At 50.5% G+C, this 14010-nt stretch carries 12 protein-coding genes; 4 read left to right on the top strand and 8 right to left on the bottom strand.

Features of this window, described 5'->3' with window-relative positions; genetic code table 11:
- Window positions 1-323: 323 nt before the first annotated feature.
- Window positions 324-581 carry a YdcH family protein gene (locus JW499_RS06500; protein ID WP_205209834.1) on the top strand — a complete coding sequence of 86 codons (258 nt, stop codon included), beginning with the start codon at window positions 324-326 and terminating at the stop codon, window positions 579-581.
- Between the two features lie 319 nt (window positions 582-900).
- On the opposite strand, the gene JW499_RS06495 is transcribed toward JW499_RS06500, so the two are convergent.
- Complete coding sequence (locus JW499_RS06495; RefSeq protein WP_205209833.1) at window positions 901-2091, bottom strand: acetate/propionate family kinase; 1191 nt, start codon at window positions 2089-2091, stop codon at window positions 901-903.
- A gap of 1 nt (window position 2092) precedes the next feature.
- Window positions 2093-3034 (bottom strand): bifunctional enoyl-CoA hydratase/phosphate acetyltransferase, encoded by a 942-nt coding sequence (locus JW499_RS06490; protein ID WP_205209832.1) that lies wholly within the window; start codon window positions 3032-3034, stop codon window positions 2093-2095.
- Window positions 3035-3667: 633 nt separating this feature from the next.
- Here JW499_RS06490 and JW499_RS06485 point away from each other — a divergent pair.
- From JW499_RS06485 to JW499_RS06475, 3 genes are all read left to right on the top strand, one after another.
- The gene (locus tag JW499_RS06485; RefSeq protein ID WP_205209831.1) at window positions 3668-4705 is read left to right on the top strand and encodes a hypothetical protein; all 1038 of its coding nucleotides are present in this window, start codon (window positions 3668-3670) and stop codon (window positions 4703-4705) included.
- Window positions 4689-5156 (top strand): hypothetical protein, encoded by a 468-nt coding sequence (locus tag JW499_RS06480; protein WP_205209830.1) that lies wholly within the window; start codon window positions 4689-4691, stop codon window positions 5154-5156. The genes JW499_RS06485 and JW499_RS06480 overlap by 17 nt, the downstream gene beginning before the upstream one ends.
- A gap of 322 nt (window positions 5157-5478) precedes the next feature.
- Window positions 5479-5844, top strand: coding sequence for a histidine triad nucleotide-binding protein (locus JW499_RS06475; protein ID WP_205209897.1), 366 nt, complete (start codon window positions 5479-5481; stop codon window positions 5842-5844).
- Window positions 5845-5895: 51 nt separating this feature from the next.
- Here the strand turns inward: JW499_RS06475 and JW499_RS06470 are convergent, their stop codons facing one another.
- From JW499_RS06470 to pdhA, 6 genes are all read right to left on the bottom strand, one after another.
- Window positions 5896-7413, bottom strand: coding sequence for a SpoVR family protein (locus JW499_RS06470; protein ID WP_205209829.1), 1518 nt, complete (start codon window positions 7411-7413; stop codon window positions 5896-5898).
- Window positions 7414-7417: 4 nt separating this feature from the next.
- The gene (locus JW499_RS06465) at window positions 7418-8692 is read right to left on the bottom strand and encodes a YeaH/YhbH family protein (protein ID WP_205209828.1); all 1275 of its coding nucleotides are present in this window, start codon (window positions 8690-8692) and stop codon (window positions 7418-7420) included.
- Between the two features lie 40 nt (window positions 8693-8732).
- Window positions 8733-10655: a PrkA family serine protein kinase gene (locus tag JW499_RS06460; protein WP_091359978.1), complete on the bottom strand. Its 1923-nt coding sequence runs from the start codon at window positions 10653-10655 to the stop codon at window positions 8733-8735.
- 178 nt (window positions 10656-10833) lie between these two features.
- Window positions 10834-11949 carry a dihydrolipoamide acetyltransferase family protein gene (locus JW499_RS06455; RefSeq protein WP_205209827.1) on the bottom strand — a complete coding sequence of 372 codons (1116 nt, stop codon included), beginning with the start codon at window positions 11947-11949 and terminating at the stop codon, window positions 10834-10836.
- Window positions 11946-12929: an alpha-ketoacid dehydrogenase subunit beta gene (locus JW499_RS06450; protein WP_205209826.1), complete on the bottom strand. Its 984-nt coding sequence runs from the start codon at window positions 12927-12929 to the stop codon at window positions 11946-11948. Before JW499_RS06450 ends, JW499_RS06455 begins: the two co-directional genes overlap by 4 nt.
- Window positions 12922-14010, bottom strand: a complete 1089-nt coding sequence (gene pdhA / locus JW499_RS06445) for a pyruvate dehydrogenase (acetyl-transferring) E1 component subunit alpha (protein ID WP_205209825.1) — start codon at window positions 14008-14010, stop codon at window positions 12922-12924. The genes JW499_RS06450 and pdhA overlap by 8 nt, the downstream gene beginning before the upstream one ends.

Below are 14010 nucleotides of genomic sequence, written 5' to 3'. Positions count from 1 at the left end.
GTAAGGCGTTTAAATAAAAAGGAAAAAGAATTTTTCGGTAGTTTGTCGATAGTAAAGAGTGCAGAGTGGAGAGTTTAACCTCGACAAGTGTGTGCCCATAAACCTTACCATAACATCTGCCGGTGTTGTGCCCTTCAACACATCAAGCTTATTGGGAATACAGTGACAGGTGGTTTCGTCATCTAAAAGAACGCCCCCATTGCTAGCTTGCCAACCGCTATTTCAGCGAATTAGTGGAAGAATCACGGTTTTTTGACTAAAAAGTTAATAGCCATAGTGGTAAGAACGACAGTGAACTGAGAAACCGACAGGAGGTACTTCAAATGTTAGGTGAAGAGCACTCTTTAGCACATGATTTCCCTGATTATGAGGATGTTATCGATCAACTGAAAGAATCTGACGAACGTTTTGCTAAAGAGAACCGTTATTACCAATCCCTCGATAAGCAGATCCGGGTGCTGGAGATGAATAACTCTCCTATCGATGATCTCTCCATGCATCAGCTGAAGCAGGAACGATCTGAGCTCAAGGATGCCCTCTACCGGCGGATTAAGACCGTAGCGCTGCGCGCTACTTGTTAGACGCGACTGCGTCGCTTGTCAGAACGTCACTTCGTGACTCGCTAGAAAAAGCGGGATGGTTCTGCAGGAGCCGTGTTGGCATGCCCTCTGGGTATCCCGCAGCGATAAACCGAGCTGTGCGCATGAGCGTATCACTTCGCGACACTCGCCAGACCCGCTCCTTAAGCAAAAACCAAAATAGCTCTCTGCTCTTGCTTTTTCTAGCAAGGAAAACGAAGTTTTCCGTCTAACCACTAGCAAGTTGCGAAGCAACGTCTAGCTACTGCGCTTACGGCTAGTTGCGCAGCAACGTCTGATCAGCCGCGAAGCGGCGAAGATCCTAGCTTTCAGCTAAGACCTCTCCCGTATGCAATGCGATCATCGCTTCCTCATTGGTTGGTATCACCCGAACGATAACCTTAGCGCTGGCTTTGCTGATAATGGCTTCGCCCTCTTTGTTGGCGCTTTTGTTGAGTTTGACTCCCAGCCACTCCAACTGATCGCAGATCCGCTTGCGCAGTTTGCTGTCATTTTCACCCACGCCGCCAGTGAAGACTAACTGATCTAACCCCTGCAGAGCAGCGCTCAGCCGACCGATCTCCAGAGCGGCGCGATAGGCGAACATGGCGACCGCCTCTTCCGCTTCCGGCTGGTCGGATTGTTCCAGCGCTATCATATCGGAGCTGATACCAGAGACTCCCAGCCAGCCGCTCTCTTTGTAGAGGAAGTTTTCCAGTTGGTCGGTATCCATTCCATAGTGGCGTTGCAGGTAGAGCAGTACACCTGGATCGATATTGCCGGTACGGCTGCCCATCGGCAGGCCGTCTACTGCAGTAAAGCCCATAGAGGAGGCGATCGATCTGCCCTGTCTGACCGCGCACATGCTGGCACCCGCGCCGAGATGGCAGATAATGGTGTTGTCACTTTCCGCCCCTTTGCCTATTTGCTCCAGCGAGCGCTGAATATATTCGTAGGACAGGCCATGAAAACCATATCGATGGATCCCGGCTTCAGTGTATTTGCGGGGAATGGCGTAGTGGCGTTCCACCTGTGGCTGGCCGATATGGAACATGGTATCGAAGCAGGCGATCTGTGGCAGCTCCGGTTCCAGTTGCTGGCAGGCACGGATCAGTTTCAGGTTATAGGGCTGATGCAGTGGAGCCAGCGGAATCAGTTCTTCCAGTGCCTTCATGATGTCTGGCGTAATCATGACCGGATCGCTGAACGCCTCTGCACCATGGACCACCCGGTGACCAAAAGCGCAGATCCGGCTATCGGGTAACTGTTTACGCACCCACTGTATCACCAGATTGAGGCACGCCTGATGGCGATCATCAACCTCGATGGAGGTCATGTCGGGTTCGAGCTTTTCCAGTGTTTTCCCCTCACTGGAGAGGACTTTCATGACCGGCGTGTTAAGGATATTCCCCAGCTTGAACTGATACAGGGGTTCCACTTTCTTTTCGTGGCGTGAAAACAGAGCGCATTTCAGGCTGGAAGAGCCGCCATTAACTGTCAGAACCAGACCCATCTTATTTCACTCCTTGAGGATGCAGAACCATGTGAGATGCCAGAGCGCAGGATGCCAGGCGGGCCAGAGTGCCGTCAGAGCGGCTGTTGAGTATGATCGGTGCACGGGCACCCAGGGCGATACCCGCAGATTTGGCATCCGCCAGATAAATAAGCTGCTTGGCGATCATATTGGCTGATTCCAGGTCGGGTGCCAGAAGAATATCAGCATCGCCGGATACCGGTGATGAGATATGCTTATCGATAGCGGCCTGCAGGGATATCGCATTATCAAAGGCCAGCGGACCATCAAGAATGGCGCCGGTGATCTGTCCCCGGTCTGCCATTTTGCACAGTGAAGCAGCATCGATGGTGCTCTGCATCGTCGGCTTCACTTTCTCGACAGCCGCAAGAATTGCCACTTTTGGCTCCTTCATCCCCAGTGCGTGGCAGAAGTCGATTGCGTTCTGCACAATATCCCGTTTGGTGAGCAGGTCTGGGGCAACATTGATAGCCGCATCGGTAATCATCAACGGTTTATGATAGTTGGGAACGTCCAGTACAAAGATATGGCTTTGCCGCCGTTCGGTGCGTATCCCCAGAGTTTTGTGTATCACTGCACTGAGCAGCTCTGATGTACTCAGGTCTCCCTTCATCAGGGTTTCAGCCCGGGCTTCGCGTATCAGTCCAACGGCCTGCTCTGCTGCAGCGTGGCTGTGCTCAACATCGATCAGTTCATAGTCGTCAATATTCAGTTCATACTTATCAGCAGCCGCCCGTATTTTAGCCTCAGGTCCCACCAGAATAGGTACGATCAGACCGCGTTCAGCGGCTTCAATAGCGCCCATCAGACCGTTATGTTCAACTGGATGTACTACGGCAGTGGTGACCGGACGAGCCTTAACCGCTTCATCAATAAAGAATTCCAGTTGGTTATGGATGGGGGGCTTTTCTGAAAGAATCATTATACTGCTCCAGCTATTCGGCGGTTGGAAACCCGGGGTCACCGTGCTCAATCCTATATAACAGGCGCTATCGGCCTTAGCATTTACTCTATGGTAAGAGTATGAACTTCTTATGACGCAGTGCAACATGCAGGTTAGTTAAAATGAGTAGTTTTTGTGTAAACCGATGATTAACTGATATATCGCACTTTTGGGATGGGTTAGTGGCTAGATCGCGGCTTCGCCGCTAGCTCGTGGCTCGAACGTCGCTACGCGACTTGCTCGAAAAAGCAAAAAAAACAGCCTTTGTAGTCATTATTAAGCTATTAGGATAAAGTAAAGTCTGGTGGGTAATAGGAGTACCCGTATCATAGTCTGTGATTTTGATTAGCTGTGTAGCTCGGCCAGGCACTCAAGACAGTTCAGACGGGTATTCAGGATGAACACCATCAATCCTTGATCCTTTTCTGACAGCCCCTGCCTTTGCCAACTGAGTCACAGATTCCTGATATTGACGACTTCTACGATACATATTTTACCCATACTCGGATGATAACGTACCTTGTAAGGTAGCAAAGCTTGCAAGCTTTAGAACCTTGAACGGGCGCAATAGCAAAGTTGTTAAGCAGGTATACCCCAAGTTAAGGATATAAAATGAGAGTAAGCATACTTGGCTTTGAAATTAAACTGGCGAAAGGAGTAACTGTAGGGGACTTTTATCAGCAAATTGAAGCCATTGAAGACAAAGAGATTGATTTGAAATCACGAAAGACTGTTCTCTATACAGATGTGGTAGATGGTTTATTGTGTGGCATCGTCTTAAGCTATAAATCGAGCCGTAAATCTCTGATTACTGCGAGGGACAAGGATGGCGATCTAAAAGTTACAAAAAACACGCTAAAGAAAAATGAGCATGGCACAGAAGTATCAATTTTTTCTATCAATCCGATAACGCTAAAAGGTTTATTTTACAGCTATAGTGGCTCAGTTTCACCAACAGGGTTCGCTGAGCTTCTAAAAAAGTGTCACGACAAAGATTTAAAGTATAAGAAATCATCTTACAAAGATGAACTAACAGAGTTTGGTACTAAGCCAGTTAAAAATGTAAGTAAAAAGATTTCTGCGCGTTATTCAGGGAGCTTTTCATTATCCCTTCTGGCGACACCTGCAGATCTCAGTAAGCTCCTCCCGAGATACTCAGCGATAAAGTCGGTTATTCTAAGAGCGTCAAATGCACTGTCCGACGGTGGACGTTACACACCGTTAGAGGATATTTCCAAAAAATCGTCGGTTATTGTAGACATTGATCAGAACAGTATGATTGGTGATGTTACCGATAAAATAAAAAAGGTTTTTGGTGTTTACGCTAAACAAAAAGAAGAGACTGTATTGCGAGTTATTGGTTTGGCGCACTCCGGTGAAGAGTTGAGTCTCATTGTGGGCGAGAACAATGATAATTTCGGGCGCATACATTACGATGAGTATGTAGATCTGCTGCCTTTAGTAAAATGGAAGGAATACAATAAATGTGAAGCCTTGGAAAGGCTGATTGAAAAAATCATGGAAACCGATGTAGTGTTTGGAAAGTTGCCTCCGAATGTTGATTGGAAGCATCGGAGTACTAAGCAGCCTCTAAGGATATTTACTGCTAAAATCACTGAGCGGAGTCAGACCGATGCTATCTCTGGATAGTTTAGTTACTTATCACCAAGAATTTCGTACAGCGCTTTTCGTATCGGGCTTTACTATCGGATCTTTCCTGTTTTCGATGAAAACATTCATCTTAAAAACAATGAGGGACGATTATTATGATAATCCGGAATATCAACGGAAGATTGCCCAACGTCGTAGACTAGGGCAAGAGGTGAAGTACTACGGGCCATTAAAAAATTTTTCACGCCTATTTATGTCAGCAATAGTACTTTCATTTCTTAGCGCCTTGTCACAGATTTCAATTGGGTACGTTGATGATTATCGATACGTTGGCTTCTGCCTAATGTTAGCTTTTGCCTCTTGGGTTTTGGTTGCTATCGCAATTTATTATGTCGGAATCAATTGGAGTAAGGCTCTTGATTTGGCTGAAAATAAGGCTGTTGAAGAAGAGCAAAAAACTGTCGACGAAAAGAATAAATCTGGCGGGTGAGAATGCTTAACAATCAGTTCCAGTTGACGTTTTGGTCTACGTTCCTTTTTGTGCATTTGCTTCGCAAATATTCGCACAAAAATCCACTACAACCAAAATGCAACTGAACTGGGCGTTAACGTCCGCTCTGGGTAGAAAACAGGCATTTTGAGAAAACGGACGAGTTATGCTTTATGCGCCTTTCTCTGCTTTTTCGAGCAAGGAAACGAAGTTTCCGTCTAGCCACGAGCAAGTCGCGAAGCGACGTTCTGAATACTGAACTTGATATCTGCACGGTGCTGCGGTGTAATTCCTGAAACGTTGATAAGATGAAGGTGGGATGATGGATTGTCTGTTTTGTAAAATTCTGAATAACGAGATTCCAGCGGATATTATCTATGAGGATGACCGGGTTATCGCTTTTAATGATATCAACCCCCAGGCACCGACCCACGCCCTGATTATTCCCCGTAAACATATCGCGACGCTGAATGAGATCAACACAGAAGACTGTGATCTGGTGGGGCATATGGTGATGGTGGCCGGGAAGATTGCGCAACAGCAAGGGTTTGATACGGACGGCTATCGTACCGTCTTTAACTGTAACAGCCACGGCGGTCAGACGGTTTACCATATCCACCTGCACCTGCTGGGGGGCAAACCGATGGGCTGGCCTCCCTATCAGGAAAAGCTCAAAACGCCGGTATGACGTTATAATAAAACCGCTCTGAATGAGCGGTTTTATCTATCTGGGGGAAGGTCAGGCCACTTCCTCAGCATGGGGTTTGGGTGGGCAGTGGCGTTCGTTGACAACCTGCCCTTCAGGTGAGACTGACTCCAGGTGGACGTCAAAGCCCCATAGCTGGTGGAGATGTTTCAATACCTCATCGGTGTCATCCCCCAGAGGCTGTTCATTATGCATATAGTGGCGCAATGTCAGTGATCGGTCGCCTCTGATATTGACGTTATAGATCTGAATATTGGGTTCCCGGTTGCCGATGTTATAGCTGGCGGCGAGGCTTTCCCGTACTTTCTGATACCCCTCATCATCATGGATAGCACTGATCTGCAGGGTGCTCAGGGCCGAGTTGTCAGTGATAGTAAACAGCTTCAGCTCACGGATCATATGGGGTGAAAGGTATTGCAGTATAAAGCTCTCATCCTTGTAGTTGCGCATCGCATGCTGCAGTGTTTCGTTCCAGTCGCTGCCGGCGATATCGGGAAACCATTTACGGTCTTCGTCGGTAGGGTTTTCACAGATTCGCCGGATATCCCGCATCATGCCGTAGCCCAGGGAGTAGGGGTTGATGCCGTTGAAATAGGGTGAGTCAAACGGTGGCTGATAGATGACGCTGGTGTGTGAATGCAGAAACTCCATGATAAAACCATCGGTAACCAGACCTTCATCGTGCAGATGGTGTAGCAGAGTGTAGTGCCAGAAGCAGGCCCACCCCTCATTCATGACCTGAGTCTGACGCTGGGGGTAATAGTATTGAGCGATCTTTCTGACAATGCGGACAATCTCCCGTTGCCAGGGTTCCAGCAGCGGCGCATTTTTCTCAATGAAGTAGAGCAGGTTCTCTTCCGGATCTTTCGGGAAGCGCGGGGTTTTCTTCTCCTTAATCTCATCTTTTTTCGGGATAGTGTTCCACAGCTGGTTAAGGTGACGCTGGATATACTCCTCGCGGTCCAGTAACCGGTTCTTCTCCTCTTCAGGGGTAATCGGCTGAGGGCGCAGGTAACGGTTAACGCCATAGTTCATCAGTGCGTGGCAGGCGTCCAGCATCTGTTCTACCGCATCAACGCCGTGGCGCTCTTCACACTTGGCGATATAGTTCTTGGCAAACAGCAGATAATCGATAATAGCGGACGCATCGGTCCAGGTGCGGAACAGGTAGTTGCCTTTGAAAAACGAGTTATGTCCGTAACAGGCGTGGGCGATGACCAGCGCCTGCATGGTCATGGTGTTCTCTTCCATCAGATAAGAGATACAGGGGTTGGAGTTGATGACAATCTCATAGGCCAGCCCCATCTGGCCCCGTTTGTATTGCTGTTCGGTGGAGACAAACTGTTTACCAAACGACCAGTGATTATAGTTAAGGGGCATCCCCACAGAGGAGTAGGCATCCATCATCTGTTCAGAGGTGATGATCTCTATCTGATTGGGGTAGGTATCCAGCCCGTAATGTTCAGCGACCCGGGCAATCTCTTTGTCATACTGCTGAATCAGTTCAAAGGTCCATTCTGACCCGGTGGAAATAGGCTTGCGCTTTTTCATGGGGTCACTCCTTTTTCTCAAACAACTTTCTGAACACCGGGTAGATATCGGAGGGTTCAACGATGGTCTGCATGGCAAAGGTTTCACCAAACTTTTCCCGAATCTGTTCGTATTCCAGCCAGAGATTCTGATGTGGTCCGGTGGTGATCTCAACATAGGCAAAATACTGCACCAGAGGCAGAATGCGCTGCTCCAGAATTTCCCGGCAGACGTGGGAATCACCATCCCAGTTATCACCATCAGACGCCTGGGCAACATAGATATTCCAGTCGCCGGGAGGGTAGCGTTCATGAATAATATCTGCGCTCAGGTTGAGCGCACTGGAGACGATGGTGCCACCGGTTTCACGGGAGTAGAAAAATTCCTCCTCATCCACCTCCTTGGCATGGGTATGATGGCGGACAAATACCACCTCAATTTTTTTGTAGCTGCGGGTGAGAAACAGGTAGAGCAGAATAAAGAAGCGTTTGGCGATATCCTTGATCGACTGGGTCATCGACCCCGAGACATCCATCACGCAAAACATCACTGCTTTAGAACTGGGCACCGGGGTGCGGATCAGGTTGTTGTATTTCAGATCAAACTCATCGATAAATGGCATCCGCTTGATGCGTCTGTTGAGCGCTTTGATCTCTTCATTCAGGGCCGCTATCTGCAACACCGCTTCCTGGTTGGGCAGTAACCCCTCCAGGGTTTTGATCTCCGCTTTCAGTTCTCGGATTTTGCGGCGCTCTTTACCCGAAAGGGCGATACGCCGGGCATTGGCGGCTCGTAATGATCGCACCACATTGAGTTTGTCCGGCGAGCCTACACTGGTAAAGCCGGCACGACGCACCTCAAAGCTGGTGGCATCGCGCAGCTGTTTCTTAATCATGTTGGGCAGTTCAAGATCTTCGAACATAAAGTCGAGGAACTCTTCCTGATTAATCTGAAAGGTGAAATCATCTTCACCTTCCCCCTGATTGCTGGCCTGCCCCTGGCCGGAGCCACCTCCGCCCCCACCTTCGGGGCGTTTAATTTCGTCGCCGACGACGAACTCTTTGTTACCTGGAAAAACCCGCTGGCGGATGCCGCCATTACCGTGATGAAACACCGGTTCAGAAATATCCTTGTTCGGGATACTGACCTCGCCTCCCTGATCAATATCACGGATGCTACGGGAGTTTACCGCTTCCTCAACAGCCCGCTTGATATGCTTCTTATAGCGGCGAAGAAAACGCTGCCGGTTGACGGTGCTCTTCTTCTTCGCGTTTAGGCGGCGGTCGATGATATAGCTCATACAGCGCTCTCCTGCTCAGACCCGGCATAGGCAAACCCCCTTACTGGGATTTGCGCACCCTGATATACCATTCAGACAGTAGTCGAACCTGCTTCTCGGTATAACCGCGCTCGGTCATCCGTTTCACAAACTCGCTGTGTTTTTTCTGGTCCTCAGTAGATGCTTTGGGGTTGAAGGAGATAACGGGCAGAAGATCTTCTGTGTTGGAGAACATCTTTTTCTCGATCACAGTGCGCATCTTCTCATAGCTGTTCCAGGCGGGGTTTTTACCGTCATTTTCTGCCCGGGCACGCAACACAAAGTTGACGATTTCGTGGCGGAAATCTTTCGGGTTGCTGATACCCGCTGGTTTTTCGATTTTTTCCAGCTCTTCGCTGATCGCCTGTCGGTTGAGAATATCGCCGGTGTCAGGATCGCGGTACTCCTGATCCTGAATCCAGAAATCGGCATAGGTGACGTAACGGTCAAAGATGTTCTGGCCATACTCAGAATAGGACTCCAGATAGGCGGTCTGAATCTCTTTACCCAGATATTCGATATATTTGGGGGCGATATACTCCTTCAGGAAACCGATCAGTCTGTCATGGGTTTCCTGTGGGAACTGCTGCTGTTCGATCTGTTGTTCCAGCACATACATCAGATGCACCGGGTTGGCGGCGACCTCCGTGGAGTCGAAGTTGAACACCTTGGACAGAATCTTGAAGGCGAACCGGGTTGAGATTCCGACCATTCCTTCATCGACCCCGGCGTTGTCCTTATACTCCTGCATCGACTTGGCTTTCGGGTCGGTATCTTTCAGGTTTTCACCGTTGTAAATACGCATCTTCGAATAGATGTTGGAGTTTTCCGGTTCTTTGAGTCGCGACAACACCGTAAACTGCGCCAGCATATTGAGGGTGTCGGGTGCGCAGGGTGACTGGGCAAGGGAGCTGTTTTCCAGCAGCTTCTCGTAGATTTTAACCTCTTCAGAAACCCGCATGCAGTACGGTACCTTGACAATATAGACCCGGTCGATAAAGGCTTCGTTGGTTTTGTTGTTCTTGAATGTCTGCCACTCCGATTCATTTGAGTGGGCCATGATGATGCCGTCAAAGGGAATGGCTGCCATCCCCTCGGTACTGTTGTAGTTACCCTCCTGGGTGGCGGTCAGCAACGGGTGCAGCACCTTAATCGGCGCCTTAAACATCTCGACAAACTCCATCATGCCCTGGTTGGCATGGCAGAGTGCGCCGGAGAAGCTGTAAGCATCCGGGTCATGCTGTGGAAACTCTTCCAGCATGCGGATATCAACTTTACCGACCAGGCTGGAGATATCCTGATTGTTTTCGTCGCCGGGTTCCGTTTTGGCCACCGCGATCTGATTGAGAATTGAGGGATAGAGTTTCACCACCCGGAACTGGGTGATATCCCCTCCGAATTCATGCAGCCGCTTGACCGCCCAGGGGGACATCAGACCTTTAAGGTAGCGCAACGGAATATTGTACTCCTCTTCGAGAATGGCACCGTCCTCGAGGGGGTTGAACAGCCCCAGTGGTGATTCATGGATCGGAGACCCTTTAATAGCGTAGAAAGGGATGTGTTCCATCAGTGCTTTCAGACGTTCAGCCAGGGAGGACTTACCGCCCCCGACCGGACCCAGCAGATAGAGAATCTGTTTACGTTCTTCGAGGCCCTGAGCCGCGTGTTTAAAGTAGTCTACGATCTGTTCGATCGCATTTTCCATGCCGTAGAACTCGAAGAAGGCCGGGTAGCGACGGATCATCTTATTGGAGAAGATTCTGCTTAGCTGAGGGTTCCGAGAGGTATCGATCAGTTCCGGCTCACCGATTGCTGCAAGCAGCCGCTCGGCAGCACTGGCATAGGCCATCGGATCGTTTTTACAAATTTCGAGGTACTCCTGCAGGGAGTATTCCTCTTCCTGTTTGGAGTCGTAACGTGCCTTATATTTTTCGAAAATACTCATATGCCACCTTCCTGCTATAACTGACCCGGTTGGGCTACCTTCGCAAATAGCCCGAAACTCACTCAGGGCTCATAACATCATCTCACTTTATTTCTTAGATTCAGTTTAGTTCATGGATAACCAGCGTGTAGCAAATCTGATAATTTTTTTATCCTCGTTATGAGGAATAAATATTTTATTAACTGATTGATTCCTTGGCTAAATCGCTAATGACTGCTCGCATAAATCGCGCCGCTTCGCCACCGGTTGCTGCGCGATGGTCAAAGGTCAGAGAGAGCGGCATCACCCGTCGTATGGCGATCTCTCCTGCTACGGGCATTACCTGATCGCGGATCACCCCGGCCCCCAGAATGGCTACTGTGGGCGGCACCACAATCGGGCTGGCATAACGTCCGGCAATGGTGCCGAAGTTGCTCAGGGTAATGGTGCCCCCCTGAAGTTCTGACGGCGGAATGGTCCGCTCAATAACATCCTGCCTCAGCCTGTTGAGTCCTTCACGAATATCGTCCAGGCTGCGATTGCCGATATCCCGCAGTACAGGAACAAACAGCCCCTTCTCAGTATCCACGGCAACCCCCAGGTTTATCTGAGATAGCACTCTTCGTGCCAGTTGCTGTCCGTCAAACCAGGTGTTGAGTGCCGGTTCCGCTTTACAGCCCGCCGCAATCGCGTGTATCAGACGCATGGTGATATCTTCCCCTGCGGCCCAGCCGTTGATATCGGCATCTTCATGCAGGGTTACCGGAACCACCTCGGCATGAGCCTGGGCCATATTACGGGCCATCTGTTTACGGACTCCCCTTAATGGTGCAGCTTTACCATGGGTGCGATCTGTTTTCGCCATGCGCTCGATATCGTCACTGGTCAGTTGGCCGTTACGACCACTGCCTTTAAGGTTTTCGGTATCGACATTGAGGCGGTTTGCCAGTGAGCGTACTGCAGGTGTCATTTGCTGACTGTGTGCCCGGGTGCTCGGGGCAGCGCCAATAAAAAAGTCATCCCTGGCAGCGCTGTTGGTTTCCCGTTTCAGCTCCCCGACCACGGTGCCGCTGTCATCCTCCTCGCCGGCAAACTCCAGCAACGGCTCACCTGTGTGGATAGTATCGCCGGCCTGACCAAACAGATGGGCAATCACACCATCCTGTGGCGAAGGGATCTCGATAATCGCTTTTGCGGTTTCTACGGTGGCCAGAATCTGATCAGCTTTAACCTGGTCGCCTTCGTTGATTTTCCATTCAACAATTTCAGCTTCGGGTAATCCTTCCCCAAGATCGGGTAGCTTGAAATATTTCATGAGAACTCCAGTGTTGCCGTCACCGCTTCGACAATATCTGCGGTATTAGGCAGGTAGTGATTTTCCATACGGTAGTAAGGCATGATGGTGTCATATCCGGTCACCCGTGCGACAGGGGCTTGCAGACTAAGCAGCCCGCGTTCGCCGAGGGTGGCTGAAATCTCTGCTCCCACAGCACAACTCTTAGGGGCTTCGTGGATGATCACGCAGCGTCCGGTTTTAGCCACCGATGCCAGAATAGTTTCATGATCGATCGGGTTCAGTGTGACCACATCGATCACCTCACAGCTGACTCCCTGTTGCGCCAGCAGGTCAGCAGCTTCGAGCGTTTCTTTGATCATTGCTCCCCAACTGACCAGGGTGATATCGGCACCCTCTCGCAGGGTGTAACAGCTGTCGAGCGGCAGGGCCTCACCATTGTCCTCAACGGTCTGAGCGTTAAGCCGGTAGATCCGTTTGGGTTCCATGAATATCACCGGATCAGGGTTGCGGATCGCGGCTAACAGCAATCCATAGGCGCGTTTCGGCGAAGAGGGAATGACGACTCGCAGCCCTGGTATATGGGCAAACAACGCTTCAGTACTCTCAGAATGGTGTTCCGGCGCATGGATTCCGCCACCAAACGGTACCCGAAGCACCATCGGACAGTGCAGGCGGCCCCGGGTGCGGTGGCGCAAGCGGGCAGCATGACAGATAATCTGTTCCATCGTGGGGAATATGAACCCCATAAACTGAATTTCCGCTACTGGTTTAAGCCCTTGCGCGGCCATACCGACCGAGAGGCCGGCAATCATCGTTTCTGCCAATGGAGTGTCGAGCACCCGTTTGATACCAAAGGTTTCCCGTAATCCGACAGTGGCGCGAAACACCCCTCCATTGACGCCGACATCCTCGCCCAGAACAATCACTGAGTCGTCCCGTTGCATCTCAGAGTGCAGTGCAAGGTTAATCGCTTCGACCATAGTTATTGCATCACTCATGATGGTTTCCTCCTGGCTGAGCATTGCGGATCAGCTGTTCCCGCTGCTCCTTCAACGCATCGGGTAGCTCGGCATAGAGATAATCGATCAGATCTTCGACTGGCTGAGGAGGGCGTTGTAAAAAACTATCTAGCCCCTGCTGAATGATCTGCGCCACCTCTTTCTGCCAGGCGGTCTCCTGTACCTCATCCCACCATCCCTGCGTATGCAGGAATGTCTGCAGCCGCTTGATAGGTTCCCGCTCCCAGGCTGCTTTCAGTTCTTCGTTGCTACGATAACGGGTGGCATCATCAGCCGTGGTATGGTCTGAAAGACGATAGCTGATCGCTTCGATCAGTGTCGGCCCCTTGCCTTCACGGGCGTGTTTCAGTGCTTCAGTAACCGACTCGTGCAGGGCGATTACATCGTTGCCATCTACCTGCTCACCGCGGATACCGGCACCGATCGCTTTCTGCGCCAGCGTGGCGGCTGCGGACTGAAGCGAACGGGGGACAGAGATGGCCCACTGGTTGTTGTTCACCACAAATACCACCGGCAACTGCCAGGCTCCGGCCACGTTCAGTGCTTCCAGAAAGTCACCTTTAGAGGTGGCACCATCACCACACACCGTGACCACTGCTCGTTTTTCTCCCCGGATCTTGATTGCCGTTGCGACGCCAGCAGCATGTAATGCCTGAGTGGCGATTGGCACGGCATTGGGAAAATCTTGCGCCATCGTTGCAGAGGCACTGCCCCGCTCATCGCCGCCCCAATAACTGAGCATATCTGCCAGTGGTAAGCCTCTGAGCATCTGCAAACCGTGGTTGCGATAATAGGGCACCAGCACATCATCGCTCAGCATCAGCTCGCCGAGCACCACTTCAATCGCTTCTGCACCCAGTAGCGATGCATAGGTGCCCATCTGACCTGTGCGTTGCAGCGCGATGATTTTGTTGTCCAACTGACGCAACTGCACCATATTCCGGTAGTAACGCACCAGAATATCGGGCTTACCTGCCCATTCTGGCAGCGCTTGCAGTGGTGTGCCTGCTGCAGAAAGAAACTGGTTATAGCTGATCTGAGCCTGAAATACGGTTTCCAT

The organism is Amphritea pacifica, from assembly GCF_016924145.1.
Lineage (GTDB): Bacteria > Pseudomonadota > Gammaproteobacteria > Pseudomonadales > Balneatricaceae > Amphritea > Amphritea pacifica.
The sequence above is the reverse complement of the archived record's forward strand: the minus strand, read 5'-3'. Positions and strand labels throughout refer to the sequence as shown.

What these genes read in the sequence shown, in the direction of transcription:
- JW499_RS06460 (WP_091359978.1), bottom strand. Translation starts at nt 10,655, where the DNA reads ATGAGTATTTTCGAAAAATATAAGGCACGTTACGACTCCAAACAGGAA.
- JW499_RS06500 (WP_205209834.1), top strand. Translation starts at nt 324, where the DNA reads ATGTTAGGTGAAGAGCACTCTTTAGCACATGATTTCCCTGATTATGAG.
- JW499_RS06485 (WP_205209831.1), top strand. Translation starts at nt 3,668, where the DNA reads ATGAGAGTAAGCATACTTGGCTTTGAAATTAAACTGGCGAAAGGAGTA.
- JW499_RS06480 (WP_205209830.1), top strand. Translation starts at nt 4,689, where the DNA reads ATGCTATCTCTGGATAGTTTAGTTACTTATCACCAAGAATTTCGTACA.
- JW499_RS06465 (WP_205209828.1), bottom strand. Translation starts at nt 8,692, where the DNA reads ATGAGCTATATCATCGACCGCCGCCTAAACGCGAAGAAGAAGAGCACC.
- pdhA (WP_205209825.1), bottom strand. Translation starts at nt 14,010, where the DNA reads ATGGAAACCGTATTTCAGGCTCAGATCAGCTATAACCAGTTTCTTTCT.
- JW499_RS06475 (WP_205209897.1), top strand. Translation starts at nt 5,479, where the DNA reads ATGGATTGTCTGTTTTGTAAAATTCTGAATAACGAGATTCCAGCGGAT.
- JW499_RS06490 (WP_205209832.1), bottom strand. Translation starts at nt 3,034, where the DNA reads ATGATTCTTTCAGAAAAGCCCCCCATCCATAACCAACTGGAATTCTTT.
- JW499_RS06470 (WP_205209829.1), bottom strand. Translation starts at nt 7,413, where the DNA reads ATGAAAAAGCGCAAGCCTATTTCCACCGGGTCAGAATGGACCTTTGAA.
- JW499_RS06495 (WP_205209833.1), bottom strand. Translation starts at nt 2,091, where the DNA reads ATGGGTCTGGTTCTGACAGTTAATGGCGGCTCTTCCAGCCTGAAATGC.
- JW499_RS06450 (WP_205209826.1), bottom strand. Translation starts at nt 12,929, where the DNA reads ATGAGTGATGCAATAACTATGGTCGAAGCGATTAACCTTGCACTGCAC.
- JW499_RS06455 (WP_205209827.1), bottom strand. Translation starts at nt 11,949, where the DNA reads ATGAAATATTTCAAGCTACCCGATCTTGGGGAAGGATTACCCGAAGCT.